General features: G+C 60.0%; 26 protein-coding genes. 15 read left to right on the top strand and 11 right to left on the bottom strand.

The window, feature by feature from the left end:
• Positions 1–103 precede the first annotated feature (103 nt).
• Positions 104–997, top strand: coding sequence for an NAD-dependent epimerase/dehydratase family protein (locus tag MHH62_RS19695; protein ID WP_339231696.1), 894 nt, complete (start codon positions 104–106; stop codon positions 995–997).
• 199 nt (positions 998–1196) lie between these two features.
• Positions 1197–2642 carry a SulP family inorganic anion transporter gene (locus MHH62_RS19690; protein ID WP_339231694.1) on the top strand — a complete coding sequence of 482 codons (1446 nt, stop codon included), beginning with the start codon at positions 1197–1199 and terminating at the stop codon, positions 2640–2642.
• 29 nt (positions 2643–2671) lie between these two features.
• On the opposite strand, the gene MHH62_RS19685 is transcribed toward MHH62_RS19690, so the two are convergent.
• On the bottom strand, positions 2672–3046 hold the full coding sequence (locus tag MHH62_RS19685; protein ID WP_339231692.1) for a lysozyme inhibitor LprI family protein: 375 nt from the start codon (positions 3044–3046) through the stop codon (positions 2672–2674).
• Positions 3047–3235: 189 nt separating this feature from the next.
• Here MHH62_RS19685 and MHH62_RS19680 point away from each other — a divergent pair, with 189 nt between their 5' ends.
• Genes MHH62_RS19680 through MHH62_RS19665 form a run of 4 tightly spaced genes read left to right on the top strand, consistent with a single transcriptional unit; the run spans position 3236 to position 7388 of the window.
• A complete protein-coding gene (locus MHH62_RS19680; protein ID WP_020302507.1) occupies positions 3236–4639 on the top strand; it encodes a gluconate:H+ symporter in 1404 nt (467 codons plus the stop codon).
• A 25-nt stretch (positions 4640–4664) separates the two neighbouring features.
• On the top strand, positions 4665–5525 hold the full coding sequence (locus MHH62_RS19675) for a MurR/RpiR family transcriptional regulator (RefSeq protein WP_014719896.1): 861 nt from the start codon (positions 4665–4667) through the stop codon (positions 5523–5525).
• 1 nt (position 5526) lies between these two features.
• Positions 5527–6990: a D-aminoacylase gene (locus MHH62_RS19670; protein WP_020302506.1), complete on the top strand. Its 1464-nt coding sequence runs from the start codon at positions 5527–5529 to the stop codon at positions 6988–6990.
• A 29-nt stretch (positions 6991–7019) separates the two neighbouring features.
• Complete coding sequence (locus MHH62_RS19665; protein ID WP_019817475.1) at positions 7020–7388, top strand: glyoxalase superfamily protein; 369 nt, start codon at positions 7020–7022, stop codon at positions 7386–7388.
• A 609-nt stretch (positions 7389–7997) separates the two neighbouring features.
• Here MHH62_RS19665 and MHH62_RS19660 read toward each other — a convergent pair.
• On the bottom strand, positions 7998–9917 hold the full coding sequence (locus MHH62_RS19660; RefSeq protein ID WP_339231689.1) for a methyl-accepting chemotaxis protein: 1920 nt from the start codon (positions 9915–9917) through the stop codon (positions 7998–8000).
• A 255-nt stretch (positions 9918–10172) separates the two neighbouring features.
• On the opposite strand from MHH62_RS19660, the gene MHH62_RS19655 reads away from it, so the two are divergent.
• Positions 10173–10790 (top strand): FKBP-type peptidyl-prolyl cis-trans isomerase, encoded by a 618-nt coding sequence (locus MHH62_RS19655; protein WP_130175432.1) that lies wholly within the window; start codon positions 10173–10175, stop codon positions 10788–10790.
• Positions 10791–10850: 60 nt separating this feature from the next.
• Here the strand turns inward: MHH62_RS19655 and MHH62_RS19650 are convergent, their stop codons facing one another.
• The 3 genes from MHH62_RS19650 to MHH62_RS19640 all read right to left on the bottom strand — a co-directional run bounded on the left by MHH62_RS19650 (position 10851) and on the right by MHH62_RS19640 (position 12749).
• Positions 10851–11108 (bottom strand): hypothetical protein, encoded by a 258-nt coding sequence (locus MHH62_RS19650; protein WP_005791321.1) that lies wholly within the window; start codon positions 11106–11108, stop codon positions 10851–10853.
• 160 nt (positions 11109–11268) lie between these two features.
• On the bottom strand, positions 11269–11610 hold the full coding sequence (locus MHH62_RS19645) for a zinc ribbon domain-containing protein YjdM (RefSeq protein ID WP_014719892.1): 342 nt from the start codon (positions 11608–11610) through the stop codon (positions 11269–11271).
• 170 nt (positions 11611–11780) lie between these two features.
• Positions 11781–12749 carry a polyprenyl synthetase family protein gene (locus MHH62_RS19640; RefSeq protein WP_014719891.1) on the bottom strand — a complete coding sequence of 323 codons (969 nt, stop codon included), beginning with the start codon at positions 12747–12749 and terminating at the stop codon, positions 11781–11783.
• A 239-nt stretch (positions 12750–12988) separates the two neighbouring features.
• Between MHH62_RS19640 and rplU the strand changes: the two genes are divergently transcribed.
• The 7 genes from rplU to MHH62_RS19605 all read left to right on the top strand — a co-directional run bounded on the left by rplU (position 12989) and on the right by MHH62_RS19605 (position 18525).
• Positions 12989–13303, top strand: a complete 315-nt coding sequence (rplU, locus tag MHH62_RS19635) for a 50S ribosomal protein L21 (RefSeq protein ID WP_007950961.1) — start codon at positions 12989–12991, stop codon at positions 13301–13303.
• Between the two features lie 34 nt (positions 13304–13337).
• Positions 13338–13595 carry a 50S ribosomal protein L27 gene (gene rpmA / locus MHH62_RS19630; RefSeq protein ID WP_003176049.1) on the top strand — a complete coding sequence of 86 codons (258 nt, stop codon included), beginning with the start codon at positions 13338–13340 and terminating at the stop codon, positions 13593–13595.
• 192 nt (positions 13596–13787) lie between these two features.
• Positions 13788–15011 carry an Obg family GTPase CgtA gene (cgtA, locus tag MHH62_RS19625; protein WP_003194084.1) on the top strand — a complete coding sequence of 408 codons (1224 nt, stop codon included), beginning with the start codon at positions 13788–13790 and terminating at the stop codon, positions 15009–15011.
• Between the two features lie 109 nt (positions 15012–15120).
• Positions 15121–16239 (top strand): glutamate 5-kinase, encoded by a 1119-nt coding sequence (gene proB / locus MHH62_RS19620; RefSeq protein WP_003194083.1) that lies wholly within the window; start codon positions 15121–15123, stop codon positions 16237–16239.
• Positions 16240–16255: 16 nt separating this feature from the next.
• Positions 16256–16720, top strand: coding sequence for a CreA family protein (locus MHH62_RS19615; protein ID WP_003194082.1), 465 nt, complete (start codon positions 16256–16258; stop codon positions 16718–16720).
• A gap of 102 nt (positions 16721–16822) precedes the next feature.
• Entirely contained in the window at positions 16823–17305 is a 483-nt protein-coding gene (locus MHH62_RS19610; RefSeq protein WP_003194081.1) for a glutathione peroxidase, read from the top strand.
• Positions 17306–17421: 116 nt separating this feature from the next.
• Positions 17422–18525 (top strand): NADH:flavin oxidoreductase, encoded by a 1104-nt coding sequence (locus MHH62_RS19605; RefSeq protein WP_032902530.1) that lies wholly within the window; start codon positions 17422–17424, stop codon positions 18523–18525.
• Between the two features lie 379 nt (positions 18526–18904).
• Here the strand turns inward: MHH62_RS19605 and MHH62_RS19600 are convergent, their stop codons facing one another.
• Both MHH62_RS19600 and cysZ read right to left on the bottom strand, forming a co-directional pair.
• Positions 18905–20083 (bottom strand): glycosyltransferase family 1 protein, encoded by a 1179-nt coding sequence (locus MHH62_RS19600; RefSeq protein WP_019817477.1) that lies wholly within the window; start codon positions 20081–20083, stop codon positions 18905–18907.
• Between the two features lie 54 nt (positions 20084–20137).
• Complete coding sequence (cysZ, locus tag MHH62_RS19595; RefSeq protein WP_014719884.1) at positions 20138–20902, bottom strand: sulfate transporter CysZ; 765 nt, start codon at positions 20900–20902, stop codon at positions 20138–20140.
• A gap of 293 nt (positions 20903–21195) precedes the next feature.
• Between cysZ and trxB the strand changes: the two genes are divergently transcribed.
• A complete protein-coding gene (trxB, locus tag MHH62_RS19590; RefSeq protein WP_003194076.1) occupies positions 21196–22158 on the top strand; it encodes a thioredoxin-disulfide reductase in 963 nt (320 codons plus the stop codon).
• A 170-nt stretch (positions 22159–22328) separates the two neighbouring features.
• Here the strand turns inward: trxB and MHH62_RS19585 are convergent, their stop codons facing one another.
• The 4 genes from MHH62_RS19585 to folE are packed head-to-tail and all read right to left on the bottom strand — an operon-like array spanning position 22329 to position 23906.
• A complete protein-coding gene (locus MHH62_RS19585) occupies positions 22329–22667 on the bottom strand; it encodes a HopJ type III effector protein (protein ID WP_014719883.1) in 339 nt (112 codons plus the stop codon).
• Positions 22660–22956, bottom strand: a complete 297-nt coding sequence (locus MHH62_RS19580) for a DUF1244 domain-containing protein (protein WP_014719882.1) — start codon at positions 22954–22956, stop codon at positions 22660–22662. The genes MHH62_RS19585 and MHH62_RS19580 overlap by 8 nt, the downstream gene beginning before the upstream one ends.
• A gap of 15 nt (positions 22957–22971) precedes the next feature.
• The gene (gene folX / locus MHH62_RS19575) at positions 22972–23343 is read right to left on the bottom strand and encodes a dihydroneopterin triphosphate 2'-epimerase (protein WP_003194073.1); all 372 of its coding nucleotides are present in this window, start codon (positions 23341–23343) and stop codon (positions 22972–22974) included.
• Between the two features lie 2 nt (positions 23344–23345).
• Positions 23346–23906 carry a GTP cyclohydrolase I FolE gene (folE, locus tag MHH62_RS19570; protein ID WP_003194072.1) on the bottom strand — a complete coding sequence of 187 codons (561 nt, stop codon included), beginning with the start codon at positions 23904–23906 and terminating at the stop codon, positions 23346–23348.
• Position 23907: the final 1 nt, after the last annotated feature.

Here is a 23907-nt window from a genome sequence, read left to right as displayed (position 1 = left end):
TTCGTGACTTGCGCGCAAGAGTGAATTGGGCTGTACGGGCTTATTAGACAGCAGTGGGAGCTGGATACTGGGCGCATCACTTACCCAGTCAGGAGCAACCTCCATGAATGTATTCGTTACCGGTGCAGCAGGGTTTATCGGCGGTTCGATCGCCACCGGCCTGGTCAACGCCGGCCATCACGTCACCGGCCTCGTGCGCAGCGCCGAGCAAGCCGCCGAAATGACTGCCCTGGGCATCGCACCGGTGATCGGCACCCTCGACGACGCAGCCGTATTGATCGAGCAGGCGCACAAGGCCGATGCGGTGATCAACGCCGCCAGCAGCGATCACCGCGCCGCCGTAGAAACCTTGCTGGCGGCCCTGAAAGGTTCGAACAAGCCATTCCTGCATACCAGCGGTTCAAGCATCGTGGGCGATGCTTCCGGTGGCAAGGCCAGTGAGGTCATCTACTTCGAAAGCAATCTGCCTGAGCCGACCGTCGACAAGGCTGCCCGCGTGGCCATCGACAACCTGATCCTCGCGGCGGCCAATGACGGCGTGAATTCGGCGGTGATCTGCAACACCCTGATCTACGGCCACAGCCTGGGCGTGAAGCGTGACAGCGTGCAATTGCCGCGCTTGCTCAAGCAGGCGCGCAAAAGCGGAGTAGTGCGCCATGTGGGCAGCGGGCAGAACATCTGGTCCAACGTGCATATTGAAGACGTGGTCGCCCTGTATCTGCTGGCGCTGACCAAAAACGTCCCGGGTACTTTCTACTTCGTGGAAAGCAGCGAAGCAGCATTCATCGACATGACCACGGCGATTGCCCAAGCGCTGAACCTGGGCGAGCCGCAGGATTGGCCATTGGCCGAGGCTGAGGCCGAGTGGGGGTATGAAATGGCCAATTACGGGTTGGGCTCCAACAGCCGCGTGCGCGGTAAACACGCTCGTGAACTGTTGGGCTGGGCGCCGAAGCGTACGTCGGTGGTGGAGTGGATTCGCAACGAGATGATTTGATGTTCGCTTAGCACCGCGGCGTGGCCATCGCGGGCAAGCCCGGCTCCCACATTTTTAAGGTGTGACCCCTATCAAATGTGGGAGCTGGCTTGCCTGCGAAAGAGGCGACTCGGTACCTCGGAGCTGACACTTCACTAGCCCCACCCGCCGCAATTCCGTACCATTCCCCGCCTTATCCCCCGCAATTCCCTGGTACTCCATGAACCTCACCCGTCTGCGCGCCGACGCCCTGGCCGGCCTCACCACGTCTTTCGCCTTGCTGCCCGAATGCATCGCCTTTGCCTTGGTGGCTCATCTCAACCCGCTGATGGGCCTCTACGGTGCTTTCATCATTTGCACCCTCACCGCGTTGTTCGGCGGCCGGCCGGGCATGGTCTCGGGCGCCGCCGGTTCGATGGCGGTGGTGATCGTCGCGCTGGTGGTGCAACACGGTGTGGAGTATTTGCTGGCGACGGTATTGTTGGGCGGGTTGATCATGGTCGCTTTCGGCCTGTTGCGCCTGGGCAAGCTGGTGCGCATGGTGCCGCATTCGGTAATGCTCGGCTTCGTCAACGGCCTGGCGATCATCATTGCGCTGGCGCAATTGGAGCATTTCAAGAGCGGCGAAACCTGGCTCAGCGGCACGCCGCTGTACGTGATGGCCGGGCTGGTGGCAGTCACCATGGCCATTGTGTACCTGCTGCCGCGCCTGACCCGTGCCGTGCCGCCCGCGCTGGTGGCGATTCTGGGTGTGGGCCTGGCGGTGTACCTGCTCGGTTTGCCGACCCGTACCTTGGGGGATATGGCGCACATCGCCGGTGGCTTGCCGACCTTCGCGCTGCCGCAGATTCCCTGGACCCTGGAAACCCTCGGCATCATCGCGCCCTACGCGTTTTTGATGGCGATGGTTGGCCTGTTGGAAACCTTGCTGACCCTCAACCTCACCGACGAAATCACTGAGACCCGTGGTTATCCTGACCGCGAAAGCGTGGCCCTGGGCGCGGCGAATATGGTCTCGGGTCTGTTTGGCGGCATGGGTGGTTGCGCGATGATCGGGCAAACCGTGATCAACCTCAGCTCGGGCGGGCGTGGGCGTTTCTCCGGGGCGTTTGCCGGGGTGATGATTCTATTGTTCATTCTGTTTCTGTCGCCACTGATCGAGCGAATCCCGCTGGCGGCGTTGGTGGGCGTGATGTTCGTGGTGTCGCAACAGACCTTCGCCTGGGCGTCGCTACGGGTGATCAACAAGGTGCCGCTCAATGATGTGCTGGTGATCATGGCGGTGACGATCATTACGGTGTTCACTGACCTGGCCACCGCTGTGCTGTGCGGTATCGTCATCGCCGCGCTGAACTTCGCCTGGCAGCAGGCGCGGGAACTGTACGCCGATGAACACCTGGAGGCCGATGGCAGCAAGCTCTATCGGCTGCACGGCACGTTGTTCTTTGCCTCAATCACGCCGTTTTTGAATCAGTTCGATCCGGCCAACGACCCGGCTCAGGTCACGCTGGATTGCCGTCACCTGAGCTTTGTCGACTATTCGGCGATTGCCGCCCTGATGACCCTGCGCGAGCGCTACACCAAGGCTGGCAAGCACCTGCGGGTACTGCATTTATCCGAGCGCTGCAAAAAACTGCTCAAGCGCGCCAAGGTTCATCACGACTGACGCCTTCTTCTGTAGGAGCGAGGTTGTTATTACGGCCCGACCAGGTCTTCCAGCTCCTGAGCGCGGGTCTGGGTCATGTCCAGCACGCAGCCTGAGCCGTTTACCTGATCAATCGTGCCGCCGGTGGCGCTGCCTGCGTAGGCGCAATTGGCGTCGCGGTATTTGATCCACAGGCGCTGCACGTCTTGCAGTTGCTGTTTGCGCGGGCCTTCCTGGGCGGCGAGGGCGGTTTTGTAGGCACGGTTCAGGCGGTCGTCCTGCACCTTGGTTTGCCTGGCGTTGCAATTGACCATGTCGGCGGTGGTATTGGCGCTGTCCATGCATTTTTTCAAGGCAGGGTTGTCGGCGGCATAAGCGCTGCTGCACAAGAGCAGGACGCTGGCGGCAATTGTGGCGCGAATCATGAGCGGGTTCCTGGGCAATGGATGCGCAGTCTATGACTCAAGGGCGGCGTTTGAGTTTCCGCCTTCACTGATCTTCATGTAAGAACACCCTCCGAATTTTCATCCACCCACGTCGGGCATATCCCCAAGCGACAGCGCTTATCCGTGGGCGAAAATTACTTTCATAAAAATTGAAAATGCTCCTCGGGAATGATTTATGAGTTTCACAACCAATTCGACGTGACCCTTTCCGAGGAGTACCGCATGGCCGCATCACCGGGCTTCGGGCTGTTGGCATACGCTGCCATCGCCATCATTGCATTGATCGTGCTGATTGCACGCTACCGACTCAACCCCTTTATCGTGATTACCCTGGTGTCCATCGGCCTGGCGCTGATGGCCGGAATGCCGGCGGACACCATCATGGGTTCGTACGAGGCGGGTGTCGGCAAGACCCTGGGGCATATCGCCCTGGTGGTGGCGCTGGGTACCATGCTCGGCAAGATGATGGCCGAGTCCGGTGGCGCCGAGCAGGTGGCGCGCACGCTGATCAACCGCTTCGGTGAACGCAATGCCCACTGGGCGATGGTGTGTATCGCGTTCCTGGTGGGGCTGCCGCTGTTTTTCGAAGTCGGCTTTGTGTTGCTGGTGCCGATTGCCTTTACCGTGGCGCGGCGCGTGGGCGTGTCGATCCTGATGGTCGGGCTGCCGATGGTCGCTGGCCTGTCGGTGGTGCATGCGTTGGTGCCGCCGCACCCGGCGGCAATGATGGCGGTGCTGGCCTATAACGCCTCGGTCGGGCAAACGGTGCTGTATGCGATCCTGATTGGCATCCCCACGGCGATCATTGCCGGGCCCGTCTACGCCAAGTTCATCGTGCCGCACATTCAGTTGCCGGCGCAAAACCCGCTGGAGCGCCAGTTTATCGAGCGTGAACCGCGTACACGCCTGCCCAGCTTTGCGCTGACCATGGGCACCATCCTGCTGCCGGTGGTGTTGATGATGATCGGCGGCTGGGCCAACGTGATTTCTACGCCGGGCAGCGGTTTCAACCAGTTCCTGTTGTTTATCGGCAACTCGGTGATCGCCCTGTTGGTGGCGACCCTGGTGAGTTTCTGGACCTTGGGCCTGGCCCAGGGCTTCAACCGCGAGTCGATCCTCAAGTTCACCAACGAATGCCTGGCGCCGACCGCCAGCATTACCTTGCTGGTGGGCGCGGGCGGTGGGTTGAATCGCATCCTGGTGGACGCTGGTGTTACTCATGAAATCCTTGGCCTGGCTCATGCGTTCCAGTTGTCGCCGCTGGTGATGGGCTGGCTGTTCGCCGCGTTGATGCGCGTCGCCACCGGCTCGGCCACGGTAGCCATGACCACCGCGTCCGGGGTGGTCGCGCCGGTCGCCTTGGGCCTGGGTTATCCACACCCTGAATTGCTGGTGCTGGCGACTGGTGCGGGCTCGGTGATCTTTTCCCACGTTAACGACGGCGGCTTCTGGCTGATCAAGGAATACTTCAATATGACGGTCATCCAGACCTTCAAGACCTGGACCGTACTGGAGACCCTGATTTCGCTGGTCGCCTTCGGTCTGACCTACGGCTTGTCCCTGGTGTTATGAGCCTGATTCTATAACCGGAGCCTGCATGGACATCCTCTACCAGATCCGCGCCCGCCAGGACTCGTTCAGCGCCGGCGAAGGGCGTATCGCCAAGTTGATGCTTGAAGATGTGGGCTTTGCCGCCTCGGCCAGCCTGGAGGCGTTGTCCCAGCGGGCCGAGGTCAGCACCGCGACCTTGTCGCGTTTTGCCCGCAGCGTTGGCTGCCGTGACTTGCGCGATTTGCGCCTGCAGCTGGCCCAGGCCAGTGGTGTGGGCAGCCGCTTCCTGGACCCGGCGGGGTTGCCGGAACAGTCGGCCTTTCATCGGCAAATTCTGGGCGATATCGAAGCGACGCTGCGCCAGCATTTGTCAGGTTTTAACCAGCACAGCTTTGTCGATGCGGTCAGTTTGCTGGGCAAGGCGCGGATGATTCATGCGTTCGGCATGGGCGGCCCTTCCAGCCTGTGCAGCGATGAATTGCAGGTGCGCCTGGTGCGTCTGGGCTACCCGATTGCGGCCTGCCATGACCCGGTGATGATGCGCGTCACGGCCGCGACCCTGGGCCCGCAACATGCCTTGATTGTCTGTTCCCTCACCGGCCGCACACCTGAATTACTGGATGTGGTGAAACTGGCGCGCAACTACGACGCACGGATCATTGCCATCACCCTCGCGGACTCTCCCCTGGCCGAATTGGCGGATGTCCTGCTGCCGCTGCAACCGGCGGAAACCAGTTTTATCTACAAACCCACCGCCGCCCGCTACGGCATGCTGCTGGCCATCGACCTGCTCGCCACCGAGCTGGCGCTGGCCCTGCCGGACGACAACCAGGAACGCCTGCGCCGGATCAAGCTGGCCCTGGATGATTACCGCGGCGGCCCTGACAGCCTGCCGCTTGGAGACTGATATGACGTACGACACGCTGATTCGCCAGGCGCTGATCATCGATGGCAGTAACACCCCAGGGTATGTCGCCGATGTGGGCGTGCACGCAGGGCGCATCCGCACGATCGGCGACTTGTCCACAGCCCGGGCCGAGCAAGTCATCGACGCCCATGGCCGCGTATTGGCGCCGGGTTTTATCGACGTGCACACCCACGATGACACGGTGGTGATCCGCCAGCCGCAGATGCTGCCCAAGCTCAGCCAAGGCGTGACCACGGTGATTGTCGGCAACTGTGGCATCAGCGCCTCGCCGGTGAGTTTGCGCAGCGACCCGCCGGACCCAATGAACTTATTGGGCAAGCGTGAGCAGTTCTGTTATCCGCGGTTCAGCGATTATCGCAACGCAGTGCAAGGCGCCGATCCGGCAGTGAACGTTGCCGCCCTGATCGGCCACACGGCGCTGCGCAGCAACCATATGGATGACCTGCATCGCACCGCCACGCCCTATGAAATCGCGGCCATGCGCGTGCAGTTGCAAGAGAGCCTGGAGGCCGGTGCCCTTGGGTTATCCACAGGCCTGGCCTACGCCAGCGCATTCAACGCCGAGACTGATGAGGTGTTGCAGCTTGTTGAAGAACTGACGGCCTACGGTGCGGTGTACACCACGCATTTGCGCAGCGAGTTCGAGCCGGTACTGGAGGCAATGGATGAGGCGTTTCTGATCGGCCGACATGCCAGGGTGCCGGTGATTATTTCCCACCTTAAATGCGCGGGTGCCGGTAATTGGGGGCGCAGTCCGCAGTTGTTGGCGGCTCTGCAAGCTGCAGCGGAAAATCATCCGGTGGGCTGTGATTGCTATCCCTATGCTGCCAGTTCCTCGACCCTGGACCTCAAACAGGTCACCGACGCGTTTCGCATCACCATCACCTGGTCGACACCGCACCCGCACATGGGCGGGCGCGATTTGCAGGACATCGCTGGCGAGTGGAACGTTTCGCTGTTGGAGGCCGCTCGCCGTTTACAGCCGGCAGGGGCGGTGTATTACGGGATGGATGAAGCCGACGTTCGGCGCATCCTTGCGCATCCGTTGTCGATGGTGGGCTCGGACGGCTTGCCTGAAGACCCGTTTCCTCATCCCCGCTTGTGGGGGGCCTTCCCACGGGTACTCGGGCATTTCAGTCGGGATGTCGGCTTGTTCCCTTTGCACACGGCGGTGCACAAGATGACCGGCTTGTCGGCGGCGCGCTTTGGGCTGGCCGAGCGTGGCGAGATCCGTGAAGGCTACTGGGCTGACCTGGTGTTGTTCGACCCCCTGCGGGTGCGGGATGTGGCGGATTTCACCGCACCGCAGCGCGCAGCTGAAGGGATTGATGGCGTGTGGGTCAATGGCGTATTGAGCTATCGCGATGGGCAGGCGAACGGCGCGAGAGCAGGCCGGTTCCTGGCGCGTAGCGGGGATTTGCGTGGTGGGTTTACGGCTCTATAGTGGGGCTTCTTTTATACGGAGCTGTCGCCATGCACTTAGGAAAAGTCGTCCCCATTCTGCGGATTTTCGACGAGGTCAAAGCCTTGGAATTCTACGTCGACTTCCTGGGGTTCAAGGTCGATTGGCAGCATCGTTTCGAGGCGAATTTCCCGTTGTACCTTCAGGTCTCGCTGGGGGAATGCGTGCTGCATTTGTCCGAGCATCATGGTGATGCTTCGCCGGGGGCGGCGGTGCGAATTCAGGCCCAAGGGGTCGATGCGTATCAGCAGCAGTTGCTGGGCAAAGAGTACCGATATGCCAAGCCTGGGGTTGAGGACACGCCCTGGGGCTCGCGGGAGATGAGTATCCGTGACCCGTTTGGGAATCGGCTGGCGTTTGTCGAGGACAGCGAGGTCTGAAGGGTAAATGGCAGGCAAAAAAAAACCGCCTTAGTAGGGCGGTTTTTTATTGCAAACCCAGTGAGTGGCTGGGGTTTGCTATCTCAAAGGACGCATTGACCCGCAGGTGGATACTAACTGCCGGTCACGTCGTCACGCAAGACGGAACGATGGCCGGCATGGATCCTTTAGGCATCTTCTCTTGCCTGATTTTGACTGCAAAAGCTTGCAATGAATCTATCGGCGATACTGGATATTTGACCACTGTTAGACACACCTTAGACGGGAATGTTGGTTAGGATCTTCCCCGTTCTGCGTTTGTCGCTTTTGGGGGGCCGGGTACGCGCGCGAATTCTGGACTGACCGCCACGGGCTAGTAATCCGTGCCGGATTGATGCGGAAGGCCTACTAGCCCGGCCACCTCAAAGGACGCATTGACCCGCGTCCAAAGGCTCACGTGTTCCGGTAAGTGCGCTGGAGGTAAGGCCCAACTCTAGGAGGGCCGAGTATGTCTAAGTTTGCACCTGTGGCGAGGGAGCTTGCTCCCGCTGGGGTGCGAAGCGCCCCTAAAAAACGGGACTGCTACGCAGTCCAACGGGAGCAAGCTCCCTCGCCACAGTGGTTGTGGTGCTACACCCGGAAATGACTGACCATCTGCTGTAACTGGCTACCCAATCGAGCCAGTTCCACACTCGACTTGGCCGTCTCATCACTGGCAGTCGCGGTCTGCTCGGACACATCCCGCACATTCACGATACTGCGGCTGATCTCTTCCGCCACGGCGCTTTGCTGTTCGGCGGCCGCTGCGATCTGCTGGTTCATCGACTGGATATTCGACACGGTGCGGGTGATGTTTTCCAGGGATACCCCGGCCTTGCGCGTCAGTTCGACGCTGCTGTCGGTCAGGCTGCGGCTGTTGTTCATCACGCTGGCGACTTGTTGGGTGCCGTTCTGCAAGCCGGCAACCAGGCCTTCGATTTCTTCGGTGGATTTCTGTGTACGCTGGGCCAGGCCGCGTACTTCGTCGGCGACCACCGCGAAGCCACGCCCGGCCTCACCGGCACGCGCGGCTTCAATCGCGGCGTTCAGGGCCAGCAGGTTGGTCTGTTCGGCCACGGCCTTGATCACGTCCATCACGCTGCCGATCTTGTTGCTCTCTTGTTGCAGGTGCGTCATGGCGTCGGTGGAGCGCGCCACTTCGGCCGCCAGGCGTTCGATCTGGGCGATGGCTTCAGCCACCACGTTATCGCCTTCGCGGGCTTGGCCGTCGGCGTCGGAAGCGGCTTGGGAAGCCTGCTCGGCATTGCGCGCGACTTCTTGCACAGTGGCCGTCATTTCATGCATGGCGGTAGCGACCTGATCGGTCTCGATCTTCTGGCTGTTCACGCCGGCGCTGGTCTGCTCGGTCACCGCTGACAACTCTTCGGCGGCGCTGGCGATCTGAGTGACGCCATCGCGGATGCCGCTGATCAACTCGCGCAGGGTCGTGCCCATGCGCTGGATGCCTTGTTGCAGCACGCCCAGCTCATCACGACGGGTTACCTGGATGTTGTGGCTCAAGTCGCCCGAAGCGATGCGCTCTACCACCGCCAGGGTGTCCTGGATCGGGCGGGTGATCTGTCGGGTGATGACCCAGGCGGCAATTACGCCAACCAGCAAAGCCAGCAAGGTGCTGATCAATTGCAGGCTGCGGGCCTGGGTGCTTTCAGCGTCGCGACGTTCCAGTTGAATGTCGTACAGCTTGTCGCTGATGGTCACGATATCGGCGCCCTGGGTGGTCATTTCGGCGCGGGCGGTGACGATGTTGGCGTTGGCTGCCTTGTAGCTCTGCACGGCGCTGCGGTAGGCACCGAGGGCGGTTTCCAGGGCCGACAATGCGCTTTGCTGACCGGTACCGAACGCCGCGCTGAGGTCCTTCAAACCGGCGACGGCTTTTTCCAGTTGCGCCGCAGCGCGGGCTTCGGTTTCTGCGTTGGGACTATTGGTATAGCCGCGCACTTCGTAGCGAGCTTGCTGGAACTCATTCTTGGCTTGGGTCACGGCCAGAAATTGCGTGAAGCGTTCCGGGCTATCCGGCGCCTGTTGCACACTGGTTTGCAGCGCATTGATTTGCGCGTTGGCGATATCGGCCTTGGCGCCCATGACGTCGCGCGCAGCGTTGCCATTGCGGTAGGCCTCGCGCATTTTGTTCAAGGACTGGCGGTAGGCGGTAATGACGGCTTTCTGGTCATTGAGCAGCTTGAGGTTTTCCGGGCTCTTGAAGCTATCCAGCAGCTTCTGTTGCTGAGCGGCGAAGGCATCGAGGCTGGTCTGTACGTTCTGCGCCACGGCTTCGTCGCCATTGGCCAGCATGTATTGCAAGCGCACGATGCGCAGCTTGGTCAGCGAGGCGTTGAGCTGGGTGATATCGCTCATCCAATTGCTACGGTCGATCAAGCCGCCGAGGCTGGTCCAGCCCGTGAGCGCCAGGACTGAAGTGAGGACCAACACCAGGCCGAAGCCCAGGCCGAGTTTGAGATTGACGCTGATGTTACCGAACCAGCTGTTCATCGAAAGCTCCTTGAAGAGTGATGTCTGTCTGCTGGACGGTGTGTTGTTGTTTGAGCCAGCCAAGATGTGTAGGGCTGTATCGGCGGCAAGGGACAATTCTGAAATACTTTTATTGCCGGGCGACGAAGGGTCATCGGCACGCTAATGCGATGCCGGGGTGGGGCTGATCATGGGCCGCTCTTGTGTGCTAGTCTGCGGGCCCTTTTAGTTCTGGGCAGCGCGGGAAACCGTGGTGTCCTACAGCGGAGCCTCTTCATGTCCGACGTTAATCTGTCCACCGACGAAACCCGCGTCAGCTACGGTATCGGCCGTCAGTTGGGCGACCAACTGCGCGACAACCCGCCACCGGGCGTGAGCCTGGACGCAATCCTGGCCGGTCTGACCGACGCGTTTGCAGGCCAGCCAAGCCGTGTTGACCAAGAGCAAATGGCAGCCAGCTTCAAAGTGATCCGCGAAATCATGCAAGCCGAAGCCGCTGCCAAGGCTGAAGCTGCTGCGGGCGCTGGCCTGGCTTTCCTGGCAGAAAACGCCAAGCGTGATGGCATCACCACCCTGGCTTCCGGCCTGCAATTTGAAGTGCTGACCGCCGGTACCGGCGCGAAGCCGACCCGTGAAGACCAAGTGCGCACCCACTACCACGGCACCCTGATCGACGGCACTGTGTTCGACAGCTCCTACGAGCGCGGCCAACCTGCGGAATTCCCGGTGGGTGGCGTGATCGCCGGCTGGACCGAAGCCCTGCAACTGATGAATGCCGGCAGCAAATGGCGCCTGTACGTGCCGAGCGAACTGGCTTACGGCGCTCAAGGCGTTGGCAGCATCCCGCCGCACAGCGTTCTGGTATTCGACGTCGAGCTGCTCGACGTTCTGTAAGACCTGCTGATTACCTGTTGGGACGAACGCGTTCGCCCCAACAGGCATTTGCCAGTTTCTTCATGGATGGAACTTGCCATTCAAGTCGGTCGCCGGGCGCAACGCTCGTGCATAGCAGAACAGAAACAGATTCCTTACCACCTCCTTCAGCACCCCAGGCTCACTGGAACTCAGGCCATTCACGTCCAGATCGCCTTGGTCCTGTAGCTCGTTCAGCGCTTCTTCCTCAAGCACCGCACAGACTTCACCGGTTTCCCGATGCAGGATTCGCAGGTAAGGGTGGGGGCGATCCAGCCAGGCATCTATCAAATAAGTCATGGTCGTTCTCCTTGATGGGTTTCAATGAGAATAATTCTTATTCGTAGAATAGCAAGCGTCTATTGGCAGTTTCTGGGTTTTTCTGTGTGGGTATTGCGTTCGATCAACGCAGAGGGCGAAACGCCATCCCGCGGCGGGCGCGGGATGGAATGCAGCAGGATCAGACTTTGCGTACGAACTCGGACTTGAGTTTCATCGGGCCGATCCCGTCGATCTTGCAGTCGATATCGTGGTCGCCGTCGCACAGGCGGATGTTCTTGACCTTGGTGCCGACCTTGACCACCAGGGAAGTGCCCTTGACCTTGAGGTCCTTGATCACGGTGATGGTGTCGCCGTCCTGCAGGACATTGCCCACAGCGTCTTTCTTCACGGTTTCATCACCAGCCACTTCGGCCTCGCCAGTGGCGGACCATTCATGGGCGCATTCCGGGCAGATCAGCTGGGCGCCGTCTTCGTAGGTGTATTCGGAATTGCATTTCGGGCAGGGAGGCAACGTGCTCACTAAAGCTCCTAGAAAGTCAGGGATGGCTAAAAGTCGCACATTATATAGGGTTTTAAACGCGGATGGGGTTGGACTCGTCCTAATGTGGGAGCTGGCTTGCCTGCGATAGCGGCAGTGAGTTCACTCCAGTCATCGCAGGCAAGCCAGCTCCCACATTAAACAGCGCGGAATCAGTGAGTACGGGCGACCGCAAACTCACTCAGCTCAACCAGGGCATCCCGGTATTCACTGGCCGGCAGCGCTTGCAGGCATGTGATCGCCCGCGCCACGTAGTCACGCGCCAGTTGCGCGGTGTACTCCAGGGAACCCGAAGCTTCTACAGCGGCACGGATGGCTTCCAGGTCTTCGATCCCGCCTTTCTGGATCGCCTTGCGCACCAGGGCGGCCTGTTCCGGCGTGCCTTCGCGCATGGTGTAGATCAGCGGCAAGGTCGGCTTGCCCTCGGCCAGGTCGTCACCGACGTTCTTGCCCAGGGTTTCGGCGTCGCCCTTGTAGTCGAGCAGGTCATCCACCAGTTGGAACGCCACGCCCAGGTGGTCACCGAACGTGCGCAGCGCCTCGGCCTGTTCGGCGGTGGCGCCACACAGCGCGGCGGCACTGTGGGTAGAGGCTTCGAAGAGCATCGCGGTTTTGCCGCGAATTACTTCCATATAGGTTTCTTCGGTGGTGCTGGCGTCGCGCACCTTGGACAGCTGCAACACTTCGCCTTCGGCGATGATGCGCGTGGCCTGTGAAAGAATCTTCATCACCGGCATCGAGCCCAGCTCGACCATCATTTCGAACGAGCGCGAATACAGGAAGTCGCCCACCAACACGCTGGGCGCATTGCCCCACATCGCGTTTGCAGTCTCGCGACCACGGCGCATGCCGGACATGTCGACCACGTCATCATGCAGCAAGGTGGCGGTGTGCAGGAATTCGATCGTGGCGGCCAGCAGGCGCAGGTCATCGCCTTGGCGGCCCAGGGCCTTGCCGCACAGCAACACTAATAAAGGACGCAGGCGTTTGCCGCCCGCCGACGTAATATAGTCGCCAATTTTGGAGACCAGCGGCACTTTAGACGTCAGCTGCTGTTTGATGATGCCGTCGACGGCGCTAAAATCGTCCGCGACCGCGCGGTAGAAAGCTTGGGGTTGCATCAGCGACAGTCGCTCCAGAAGGGTTGCGCGGCATGCTAGGACCCTGACCCCCGGGTGTCAAGGCGCGATAGACGGCCCCTTGCAAGCCTCCCATAGCTTGCGTACAATCGCGCACCCTGAACTTCCTGGGCAGCACCTGCCTTACGCAATTGCATTCGGGACGTCCATCCCATGCAGCCATGCCAGCCAATACCTCTTCTTATAAAGCGCTGGGTGAGCAGGATTATCGGAGAAATACCATGTCGTACGCAGTAATTGTTACTGGTGGCAAGCAATACAAAGTCGCCCCAGGTGAATACCTGAAGATCGAGAAACTGGAAGTCGCTACTGGCGAATCCGTTACTTTTGATCGCGTTCTGTTGGTCGCCAATGGCGATGACGTGAACATCGGCGCTCCAGTTGTTGCTGGCGCTACCGTTGTGGCTGAAGTGATCTCCCAAGGTCGTCACGATAAAGTCCGCATCATCAAGTTCCGTCGTCGTAAGCACCACATGAAGCGTATGGGCCACCGCCAGTGGTACACCGAGATCAAAATCACCGGTATTCAGGCTTAATTTCAGCCTAATTCCTCACTAGGAGAATTGACTCATGGCACACAAAAAAGCTGGTGGTAGTACCCGTAACGGTCGCGACTCAGAAGCCAAACGCCTTGGCGTGAAGATGTATGGCGGCCAGAAAATCATTCCGGGCAACATCATCGTGCGTCAGCGCGGCACCCAATTCCACGCCGGTTACGGTGTTGGCATGGGTAAAGATCACACCCTCTTCGCTAAAATCGAAGGCGTGATCAAGTTCGAAGTAAAGGGCGCGTTCAACCGCCGTTACGTGAGCGTTGTCGCAGCTTAATTGCGAGATCGCTGGAAAAGCCCTGTCTTGCGACGGGGCTTTTTCGTTTGTGGAGTGAGTCTCTTGCAAAGCTGTCTGTGATGAGCTCAGGCGCTGGTTTGCGGTCGCTGATTGAGGTCGCTGCGCTCATTTTTGCAAGAGTCTTATGTCTTGGTTTCTTAAGCTCGTCCATGCGGCGAGAGGCGTTTTGTTATGAAGTTCGTTGATGAAGTTTCCATCCGAGTAAAAGCAGGCGACGGCGGTAACGGTTGCATGAGTTTCCGTCGCGAAAAATTCATCGAAAACGGTGGCCCGAACGGCGGTGACGGCGGTGACGGCGGTTCCATCTACATGATGGCCGACGAAAACCTCAACACCCTGGTCGACTACCGTTACACCCGGCACTTCGATGCCGAGCGTGGCTCCAACGGCGGCAGCACCGACTGCACCGGTAAAAAAGGTGAAGACCTGGTACTGCGCGTACCGGTCGGCACCACGATCATCGACTCCGCGACCCAGGAAGTGATTGGCGACCTGACCAAGGCCGGCCAGAAACTGATGGTTGTGCAGGGCGGCTGGCACGGTTTGGGTAACACCCGATTCAAGTCCAGTACCAACCGTGCACCACGCCAGACCACGCCGGGCAAGCCGGGCGAGCAGCGCGACCTGAAGCTGGAAATGAAAGTACTGGCGGACGTGGGCCTGCTGGGCCTGCCGAACGCGGGTAAAAGTACCTTCATTCGTTCGGTATCGGCCGCCAAGCCGAAAGTGGCCGACTACCCGTTCACGACCCTGGTGCCAAACCTGGGCGTGGTCAGCGTAGACCGCTGGAAAAGCTTCGTAGTCGCCGACATTCCTGGCTTGATCGAAGGCGCTTCCGACGGCGCGGGCCTGGGTATTCGCTTCCTCAAGCACTTGTCCCGTACCCGTTTGCTGCTGCACCTCGTCGACATGGCACCGCTGGATGACACCAGTGCCGCCGATGCCGCCGAAGTCATCGTCAGCGAACTGACCAAGTTCAGCCCGGCCCTGGCCGAGCGCGATCGCTGGTTGGTACTGAACAAGTGCGACCAGATCCTTGAAGAAGAGCACGAAGAGCGCGTCAAGGAGATCGTTGATCGCCTGGAGTGGGAAGGCCCGGTCTACGTCATCTCGGCCATCGCCAAAGAAGGCACCGAGCGCCTGACCCGCGACATCATGCGTTACCTGGAAGACCGTGCCGACCGCCTGGCGGCCGACCCGGTGTACAAGGCCGAACTCGCCGAACTCGACCAGCAGATCGAAGACGAAGCCCGTGCCCAGTTGCAGGCCCTGGACGACCAGCGCGCCCTGCGCCGCAGCGGCGTGAAGTCAGTCCACGACATCGGCGACGATGATTGGGACGAAGAAGACGTGGATGATGAAGACGGTCCGGAAATCATTTACGTGCGTGACTGATCCGTTGCGATAAACTTGAACGCCGCTCCTTGGAGCGGCGTTTTGGTATCCGGGTATAACGTTATGGGCAGCGCTGGGTCGCGCGGCCCTCACTCTAAGGTTGAAGATGATGCGGAGCAAAGTGACAGGTGCGCAGCGCTGGGTCGTGAAAATCGGCAGTGCGCTGTTGACGGCGGATGGCAAAGGTCTGGATCGCGCAGCCATGAGCGTCTGGGTCGAGCAGATGGTGGCCTTGCATGAAGCAGGCGTTGAGTTGGTGCTGGTGTCGTCCGGAGCGGTTGCCGCCGGGATGAGCCGCCTCGGCTGGACCGCGCGACCCAGCGCGATGCACGAACTGCAAGCCGCCGCCGCCATCGGCCAGATGGGCCTGGTGCAAGCCTGGGAATCCAGCTTTGCCGAGCACGGCCGCCACACGGCGCAGGTGCTGCTGACCCACGACGACCTGTCCGACCGCAAGCGCTACCTCAACGCCCGCAGCACCTTGCGCGCGCTGGTGGAGCTCAAGGTCATCCCGGTCATCAACGAGAACGACACCGTGGTCACCGACGAAATCCGCTTCGGTGACAACGACACCCTGGCCGCCCTGGTGGCCAATCTGGTAGAGGCCGACCTGCTGGTGATCCTCACCGACCGCGATGGCATGTTCGACGCCGACCCGCGCAACAACCCCGATGCCCAGCTTATCTATGAAGCCCGCGCCGATGACCCGGCGCTGGATGCGGTCGCCGGCAGTGTCGGCGGTGCCCTGGGTCGCGGTGGCATGCAGACCAAGCTGCGCGCTGCGCGCCTGGCCGCGCGTTCGGGGGCCCACACCATCATCGTCGGCGGGCGCCTGGAGCGCGTGCTCGATCGCCTCAAGGCCGGTGAGCGCATCGGTACGTTGCTGTCGCCGGAGCGCGGCATGCTGGCGGCGCGCAAGCAATGGCTGGCCGGTCACCTGCAAACCCGTGGCACCCTGGTGCTGGACGCAGGCGCAGTAGCGGCGTTGTCCCAGGGCAACAAAAGCCTGCTGCCGGTGGGTGTGAAGTTGGTGCAGGGCAGCTTCCGCCGTGGCGAGATGGTGGTGTGCGTTGCGCCAGACGGTCGCGAGATTGCGCGCGGCCTGGCCAACTACAGCGCCCTGGAAGCACAGAAGATTATCGGACAACCCTCCGACGCCATTGTCGGACTCTTGGGTTATATGGCAGAACCGGAACTGGTTCACCGCGACAACCTGATCCTGGTCTAACCATAGGAAATACACGATGCGCGTGATGAAGGGATTGCTCGGCCTGCTGTTGGCCATGCCACTGCTGGCCTCGGCCGAAGAGGTCGGCCAGGTGTCGACGGTGTTCAAGTTCGTCGGCCCCAACGATCGGATTGTGGTCGAAGCGTTTGACGACCCCAAGGTCGATGGCGTGACGTGCTACCTGTCCCGCGCCAAGACCGGCGGCGTAAAGGGCGGCCTGGGCCTGGCCGAAGACCGTGCCGAAGCCTCGATCGCCTGCCGCCAGGTGGGCCCGATCCACTTCAAGGGTGAGCTCAAGGACGGCGACGAAGTGTTCAAGGAGCGCACCTCCCTGGTGTTCAAGACCATGCAGGTCGTGCGTTTCCTCGACAAGAAGCGCAACACCTTGGTGTATCTGGTCTACAGCGACCGCCTGATCGAAGGCAGCCCGCAGAATGCGGTGACGGCGATTCCGATTTTGCCCTGGCCGACCGCTCAGTAACCTGCAGGCGAGTTTCGTCATCGGCGTCTATGATTGCAGCTTTGCCGGTTGTAAGCTCCGAAGGGCTGCAATGCAAAGAACATGGGATATCTGGAGTTCGTCATGAGTGCTTTCCACGATCTGAAACTCAAAGCCTTGGACGGACAAGCGCTACCGCTGGCGCCTTTCAAGGGCCAAGTCGTGCTGGTGGTCAATGTGGCGTCCAAATGTGGTTTGACCCCGCAATACGCGGCGTTGGAGAACCTCTACCAGCAGTACAAGGGCCAAGGGTTTACGGTGCTCGGCTTGCCGTGCAATCAGTTTGCCGGTCAGGAACCGGGCAGCGAGGAAGAAATCCGCGAGTTCTGTAGCCTGAACTATGGCGTGACCTTTCCACTGGGCAGCAAGATCGACGTCAACGGCCCTGATCGGCACCAGTTGTACCGCTTGCTGGCGGGCGAGGGCGCTGAATTCCCCGGGGATATCACCTGGAACTTCGAGAAATTCCTGTTAGGTAAAGATGGCCGCGTACTTGCGCGCTTCTCACCCCGTACGCCCCCAGAAGATCCCTCCATCATCCAGGCCATCGAAAAAGCCCTGAGTTGACGCCTACAGGTATTCGGGCGCTTCTATACCTTAATCATTTAGATCAATAGTGCTTTGAGAGACGCTCTGCTCTCCATATTATCCACGTCATAAATTTCTTAGCCGTGGAGCGCTCCATGCCCGTCCAAGCCTTGTTCAAACCCTTCCAGCTCGGTGCATTGCAATTGTCGACCCGCGTGGTCATGGCGCCCATGACCCGCTCGTTCTCCCCAGGTGGCGTACCCAACTCGAAAGTCATTGAGTACTACCGTCGCCGTGCCGCTGCCGGTGTGGGCTTGATCATCACTGAAGGCACCGTGGTCGGGCACCCAGCCTCCAACGGCTACCCCAACGTGCCGCATTTTTACGGTGAAGCCGCCTTGGCCGGCTGGAAGAAAGTGGTCGATGCAGTCCACGCCGAAGGCGGCAAGATTGTCCCGCAACTGTGGCATGTGGGCAGTGTGCGCCGTATCGGCACTGAACCTGACGCCAGCGTGCCGGCTTATGGCCCGATGGAAAAGCTCAAGGACGGCAATGTCGTTGTGCACGGCATGACCAAACAGGACATCACGCAGGTGATCAACGCCTTCGCCCAAGCGGCCAAGGATGCCCAGGCGATCGGCATGGACGGCGTGGAAATCCACGGTGCCCACGGCTACCTCGTCGACCAGTTTTTCTGGGAAGGCAGCAACCAGCGCACCGACGAATACGGTGGCAGCCTGGCCAACCGCTCGCGCTTTGCCATCGAACTGATCCAGGCGACCCGCGCCGCTGTCGGCCCGGATTTTCCGATCATCTTGCGTTTCTCCCAGTGGAAGCAGCAGGACTACACCGCGCGCCTGGTACAAAGCCCTGAAGCGTTGGGTGAGTTCCTCAAGCCATTGTCTGACGCTGGCGTGGATATTTTCCACTGTTCCACCCGTCGTTTCTGGGAGCCGGAATTTGAAAGCTCGGACCTCAACCTGGCCGGCTGGACGCGTCAGCTCACCGGCAAGCCAACCATCACGGTGGGCAGCGTGGGCCTGGATGGCGAGTTCCTGCAGTTCATGGTCAACACCGACAAAGTCGCCCAGCCTGCCAGCCTGGAGAAACTGCTGGAGCGCCTGAACAACGATGAGTTCGACCTCGTGGCAGTGGGCCGTGCATTGCTGGTGGACCCGGATTGGGCGGTGAAGGTGCGCGAAGGGCGTGAAGGCGACATCCTGCCCTTCAGTCGTGAGGCGTTGACGACCTTAGTGTAAGGACTCGGACTCCCTGTGATGGGGCACAGGGAGTTCTGTTGCTTTAGTGATTAATACCCTGGCCGCTTATTCAGCTCTTTGTGATGATCAGTCTTGAGCCCATCTTTGTGCCCAGGCTGGCCGTAGGTTGGCGGTTCTGCACGGGATTGATCCAGCCATTGTTGCTGGCGTGTCCACTCCGCGGTTGGCATGTTGACGCCATTGCGTACACCCATTCCATAAATTGGCATTGTTCATTATCTCCATATTCAAAGGGCCTGCTTGATCGGCAGGTCTCTATGATTGGCGTTACGCAACCGTTGGTTCCCGGTTTAAATACCGGGCAAAACTTGAGTGGCCGGTAGCAGGCTCGCCATGCGTTTGATCATTGACCGATTGTTCAGCGCACGTAAGGTTGCGTTGGAAGGTCAAAACTCTCCCCGCACACCCCACGTAACTGATGCTCGAATTGCTCGACAATCGCTGGCCAGCCTTGGCGGCTTGCGTGTTGACGGGCATTGAGGCGCATACGGCGTAAACCTTCTGCGTCCTCCAGCAGCCAATTGGCGGCATCGCAAAACGCATTTTCATCCCCCGGCATCGCCAGCACCCCGTTATAGCCATGACGAATATGCTGGGTGGCGGCTGCCTGGTCGTAGGCCACAACTCCCAGTCCTGAAGCCATGGCCTCCAAAACCACATTACCGAATGTTTCGGTCAGGCTGGGGAACAGGAACACATCGCCGGATGCGTAATGACGAGCCAGTTCTTCACCGCGCAAGGCACCGCAGAAAATGGCGTCGGGAAGGTCTTTCTCCAGCATGGCTCGCTGCGGCCCATCACCAACGATGATCAGTTTCATCTGACGCAGTGGGTATCTGTCTTGCAAGGTCTCGAAACAGCGCTTGAGCAGTCCCAGGTTCTTTTCCTGCGCCAGTCGTCCTACATGCAGTACTGCGATTTGCTCATTATTCAATGCCCAGCGTTCGCGCAGAGTGCTGTCGCGTTTAGCGGGGTGGAACAGTTGGCTGTCGACGCCTCTGGCCAACATCCCCAAGCGCTCAAAATGCCGACGCTCCAGTTCCAGACGCTGACTGGCGCTCGGTACCAGGGTCAGGCTCGAGCGGTTGTGAAACCAGCGCAGGTAATGGGTGACCACGCGACTGAGCAGGCTCAAGCCGTACTGGTTCGAATACTGCTGAAAGTTGGTATGAAAGCCGCTGACGACGCTGATTCCCAACCGCCGCGCCGCCCGCAAAGCGGACAATCCCAGCGGCCCTTCGGTGGCGATATACAACACATCCGGGCGCTGCCGGCTCCAGCGTCGGAGCAGTTTTCGCATCGACGATTGGCCCCATTGCAGCCCTGGGTAACCGGGTAATGGCCAGCCGCGGCACAGCAGCAGTTGATCGTCACTTGATCGGCTCTTATCGGTGTTCTGACGTGGGCGCACCAGTTCGACCTGATGGCCGCGTGAGCGCAAACCCTCGCACAGGCGGCCAAGGGTATTGGCCACCCCGTTGATTTCCGGCGGGAAGGTTTCGGTAATGAGGGTGATGTGAAGCGAGGCTGTCGTCATGACCCACAGTGTCGGCGTGGGCCATGTCGCCATTGTGTCAGTGCGATGATGGATTTATGACTTGGCCACCGCTTGCTGCGCCATCGCCTCGGCGCCTTGTTCACGCACCCAGAACAACGTTGCGCCGGCCACCGCCGCTGGCATCATCAACAGGTTGACCACCGGCACCAGCAGTACCAGGTAGACAATGCCGCCAAAACTCATGCTCTGCCAGCGTTTCTGGCGCAGCCATGCGAGCATCTCGTTCCAGCCCAGCTTATGGTTATCGGCCGGGTAGTCGATGTACTGGATCGCCATCATCCAGACGCCAAACAGCAGCCACAACGGCGCCGCGATCAGGTTGACCACCGGGATGAACGACAGGATAAACAGGCCGATGGCACGTGGCAGGAAGTAACCCAGCTTGCGCATCTCCCGCGCCAGGGTGCGTGGGACCATGGCGGCCAGTTCGGTCCAACTGAACGGCGGGAAGTCGTCGGTGCCACGTACCACGACCTCGACCTTCTCGGCGAGAAACCCGTTGAACGGCGCGGCGATGATATTGGCGAGCATGGTGAACGTGAAAAACACCATCAGCACCACCAGCACAACAAACAGCGGCCACAACAGGTAATTCAAAAAGCCTAGCCAGTGGGGCAGCGTCGGCATCAAGCTATCGACCCACAGGCTGAACTGATGGCCGGCGAAATAGATCAACCCGACGAACAGCACCAGGTTGATCGCCAACGGCAGCAACACGAACAGGCGCAGGCCAGGGCTCAACACCAGTTTGAGGCCTTCACGCAGGTATTGCGGGCCGGAAAGAGCAGGGGCGGGCATGGAATACTCCGAGCAAAATGGCGAACGCGCCGACCTTACCGGCTTTGCACCTGTTGTGAAAGCGCGGGCAGGTAGGCGACATCCAGGGTTACAAAGGTGTCGATTAACTTAATTGCGCACATAGAGAACACCTATGAGCTGGATTGTTAATGCGTATTTCCTTAATCTTGCCCCCCTCGATACGCTGCACCCATTATTTTCAGGACCTGGCGAGTCAAAGCCTTCCCCAAGTGCTTCGCGGTCCTTTTTTATTCCCGCCGCCCTGTGGTTTGGGCGGTCGGTAGGAGTGAGTCATGTCTGATACCCGTCATTCCCGAGTGATTATTCTCGGTTCCGGCCCTGCCGGTTACAGCGCCGCTGTCTACGCTGCCCGGGCCAATCTCAAGCCGCTGCTGATCACCGGCATGCAGGCGGGCGGTCAGTTGACCACCACTACTGAAGTCGACAACTGGCCTGGCGATGTCCACGGCTTGACCGGCCCGGTGCTGATGGAGCGGATGAAAGAGCACGCCGAGCGCTTTGAAACCGAGATTGTCTTCGACCATATCAACAAGGTCGACTTCTCGAAAAAGCCTTACAGCCTGACCGGTGACAGCGGTGTGTATACCTGCGACGCGCTGATCATCGCCACCGGCGCCAGTGCGCGTTACCTGGGCCTGCCTTCGGAAGAAGCGTTCATGGGCAAGGGCGTTTCGGCCTGCGCCACTTGCGATGGTTTCTTCTACCGCAACAAGCCGGTTGCCGTGGTCGGCGGTGGCAACACTGCTGTGGAAGAGGCGCTGTACCTGGCCAACATCGCCAGCACCGTGACCCTGGTTCACCGCCGCGAGACCTTCCGCGCCGAGAAGATCCTGATCGACAAGCTGCACGCCCGTGTCGCCGAAGGCAAGATCATCCTCAAGCTCAACGCCACCCTGGATGAAGTCCTGGGCGACAACATGGGTGTGACCGGTGCCCGTCTGAAAAACAACGACGGCAGCTTCGACGAGCTGAAAGTCGACGGTGTGTTCATCGCCATCGGCCACACCCCGAACACCTCGCTGTTCGAAGGCGTGCTGGAAGCCAAAGACGGGTACCTGGTGGTGCAAGGTGGCCGTGAAGGCAATGCGACCGCGACCAACATCGAAGGTATCTTCGCTGCCGGCGACGTGGCAGACCACGTCTACCGCCAGGCCATCACCTCGGCCGGCGCCGGTTGCATGGCGGCCCTGGATGCCGAGCGTTACCTCGACGGTTTGAAGGACGCTTCGTTCTAAACCTGTGAAATTGAAAAAACCGGCGAAAGCCGGTTTTTTTATGCCTGCGATCTAGCCGAGACACCGCAAAACAAATGTGGGAGCTGGCTTGCCTGCGATAGCGGTGTGATAGTCACCACCGCCCTCGCGGGCAAGCCCGGTTCCTACATTGAGCGGGGTTGATTATTAAATCAGCGGCGAGTCAGAGGCTGTTCAGCAAACTTCACTGCGGCCAGCCCATGGGCAATCAACGCTCGGATATTGCCATGGTCACTGCCCTCAGGCGTCGCCACCACCGACCGATAATGCTCACCAAATGCTAGCAGTGCTTCCTTATCACTCAACCCTTCCAGCAGCGCCAAACCCAGGGTCTTGCACGAACCTTCGTTCTGTCCGGCAGCGTTTTCCACACCGCCGTTGGTGAAAGCTTGCGGCTGGTAGTTGTAACCGGCCGCGACGAACGCCAGGGTGTCGGCAAAGAGGTGTTCGCCACTGTTGAGGCTGGCGCGCAGGGTGTTCAAATCAGTCATGAGGCTTTCCTTTGGCAAACGCGGCCTGTTGGTCGGCGTTGGCTTCTTGCTGGTATTGGGCTTTCCACTCGGCGTACGGCATGCCGTACACCACTTCACGGGCCTCATCGAGGCTGACCTCGATCTGGCGTTCGTCGGCCTCGGCCTTGTACCACTTGGACAGGCAGTTGCGGCAGAAGCCGGCGAGGTTCATCAGGTCGATATTCTGCACATCCTTGCGGCTGTCCAGGTGGGCCACCAATCGGCGAAAGGCGGCGGCTTCGAGTTCGAGGCGTTGTTGGTCGTTCATAGGGCTCACTTGGTATCAGCGGCTGGCGGCCAGAGTGATCGAAACCGACTCGGCAAAGCGCAGCGCGTGGGGCTTGTCCACTTCGACTTCGGCGTACAGCACCGATTCGTTGCTCATCACCAGGTCCAGCAGTTCCTGGGTCAGGCGCTCCAGCAGGGCAAAGCGATTGCCTTCGACGTGAGCGATGATGGCCTTGGTGATGGTGCGGTAGTTCAGGGCGTGGTCGATGTCGTTGTCACGCACGGCTTCCTGGGCGGCATACAGGATGGTCAGGTTGATCAGCACATCCTGTTTGTTGAGGATTTCGTCCTCGTTGATGCCGATAAAGGTGCGCAGGCACAGGTCCTTGACCCGGATACGCGCCATGCCTGGTTGAAGTTGTGGCATTGCTACTTGCTCCGTCCAATCAGTTGCAGGAACTCCATGCGGGTGGTGTTCGACTCGCGAAAGGCGCCGAGCATCACCGAGGTGTTCATGGTTGAATTCTGTTTCTCCACGCCGCGCATCATCATGCACATGTGCTTGGCTTCGATCACCACCGCCACGCCGGCGGCCTGGGTCACGTCCTGGATGGCGTCGGCGATTTGCCGCGTGAGGTTTTCCTGGATCTGCAGGCGCCGGGCGAACATGTCGACAATGCGCGCCAGTTTTGACAGGCCCAGCACCTTGCCGGTCGGAATATAGGCCACATGGGCCTTGCCGATGAAGGGCAGCAGGTGATGCTCGCACAACGAATACAACTCGATGTCCTTGAGGATCACCATCTCGTCATTGTCGGACGCGAACAGTGCGCCGTTGACGATTTCTTCCAGGTTCTGCTCATAGCCATGACACAGGTACTGCATGGCCTTGGCGGCACGCTTGGGCGTGTCGAGCAGGCCCTCGCGCTGCGGGTCTTCGCCCAGGCCCTTGAGGATCTCGCGGTAGTGGTGGGGCAGGGATAAGGTCATA

Source organism: Pseudomonas sp. FSL L8-0168 (genome assembly GCF_037976155.1).
Classification (GTDB): domain Bacteria; phylum Pseudomonadota; class Gammaproteobacteria; order Pseudomonadales; family Pseudomonadaceae; genus Aquipseudomonas; species Aquipseudomonas paracarnis.
The sequence above is the reverse complement of the archived record's forward strand: the minus strand, read 5'-3'. Positions and strand labels throughout refer to the sequence as shown.

Excerpts from the sequence above, each read along its gene's own strand:
- MHH62_RS19695 (WP_339231696.1), top strand. The coding sequence starts at position 104 with ATGAATGTATTCGTTACCGGTGCAGCAGGGTTTATCGGCGGTTCGATC.
- MHH62_RS19690 (WP_339231694.1), top strand. The coding sequence starts at position 1,197 with ATGAACCTCACCCGTCTGCGCGCCGACGCCCTGGCCGGCCTCACCACG.
- MHH62_RS19685 (WP_339231692.1), bottom strand. The coding sequence starts at position 3,046 with ATGATTCGCGCCACAATTGCCGCCAGCGTCCTGCTCTTGTGCAGCAGC.
- MHH62_RS19680 (WP_020302507.1), top strand. The coding sequence starts at position 3,236 with ATGATTTATGAGTTTCACAACCAATTCGACGTGACCCTTTCCGAGGAG.
- MHH62_RS19675 (WP_014719896.1), top strand. The coding sequence starts at position 4,665 with ATGGACATCCTCTACCAGATCCGCGCCCGCCAGGACTCGTTCAGCGCC.
- MHH62_RS19670 (WP_020302506.1), top strand. The coding sequence starts at position 5,527 with ATGACGTACGACACGCTGATTCGCCAGGCGCTGATCATCGATGGCAGT.
- MHH62_RS19665 (WP_019817475.1), top strand. The coding sequence starts at position 7,020 with ATGCACTTAGGAAAAGTCGTCCCCATTCTGCGGATTTTCGACGAGGTC.
- MHH62_RS19660 (WP_339231689.1), bottom strand. The coding sequence starts at position 9,917 with ATGAACAGCTGGTTCGGTAACATCAGCGTCAATCTCAAACTCGGCCTG.
- MHH62_RS19655 (WP_130175432.1), top strand. The coding sequence starts at position 10,173 with ATGTCCGACGTTAATCTGTCCACCGACGAAACCCGCGTCAGCTACGGT.
- MHH62_RS19650 (WP_005791321.1), bottom strand. The coding sequence starts at position 11,108 with ATGACTTATTTGATAGATGCCTGGCTGGATCGCCCCCACCCTTACCTG.
- MHH62_RS19640 (WP_014719891.1), bottom strand. The coding sequence starts at position 12,749 with ATGCAACCCCAAGCTTTCTACCGCGCGGTCGCGGACGATTTTAGCGCC.
- rplU (WP_007950961.1), top strand. The coding sequence starts at position 12,989 with ATGTCGTACGCAGTAATTGTTACTGGTGGCAAGCAATACAAAGTCGCC.
- rpmA (WP_003176049.1), top strand. The coding sequence starts at position 13,338 with ATGGCACACAAAAAAGCTGGTGGTAGTACCCGTAACGGTCGCGACTCA.
- cgtA (WP_003194084.1), top strand. The coding sequence starts at position 13,788 with ATGAAGTTCGTTGATGAAGTTTCCATCCGAGTAAAAGCAGGCGACGGC.
- proB (WP_003194083.1), top strand. The coding sequence starts at position 15,121 with ATGCGGAGCAAAGTGACAGGTGCGCAGCGCTGGGTCGTGAAAATCGGC.
- MHH62_RS19615 (WP_003194082.1), top strand. The coding sequence starts at position 16,256 with ATGCGCGTGATGAAGGGATTGCTCGGCCTGCTGTTGGCCATGCCACTG.
- MHH62_RS19610 (WP_003194081.1), top strand. The coding sequence starts at position 16,823 with ATGAGTGCTTTCCACGATCTGAAACTCAAAGCCTTGGACGGACAAGCG.
- MHH62_RS19605 (WP_032902530.1), top strand. The coding sequence starts at position 17,422 with ATGCCCGTCCAAGCCTTGTTCAAACCCTTCCAGCTCGGTGCATTGCAA.
- MHH62_RS19600 (WP_019817477.1), bottom strand. The coding sequence starts at position 20,083 with ATGACGACAGCCTCGCTTCACATCACCCTCATTACCGAAACCTTCCCG.
- cysZ (WP_014719884.1), bottom strand. The coding sequence starts at position 20,902 with ATGCCCGCCCCTGCTCTTTCCGGCCCGCAATACCTGCGTGAAGGCCTC.
- trxB (WP_003194076.1), top strand. The coding sequence starts at position 21,196 with ATGTCTGATACCCGTCATTCCCGAGTGATTATTCTCGGTTCCGGCCCT.
- MHH62_RS19585 (WP_014719883.1), bottom strand. The coding sequence starts at position 22,667 with ATGACTGATTTGAACACCCTGCGCGCCAGCCTCAACAGTGGCGAACAC.
- MHH62_RS19580 (WP_014719882.1), bottom strand. The coding sequence starts at position 22,956 with ATGAACGACCAACAACGCCTCGAACTCGAAGCCGCCGCCTTTCGCCGA.
- folX (WP_003194073.1), bottom strand. The coding sequence starts at position 23,343 with ATGCCACAACTTCAACCAGGCATGGCGCGTATCCGGGTCAAGGACCTG.
- folE (WP_003194072.1), bottom strand. The coding sequence starts at position 23,906 with ATGACCTTATCCCTGCCCCACCACTACCGCGAGATCCTCAAGGGCCTG.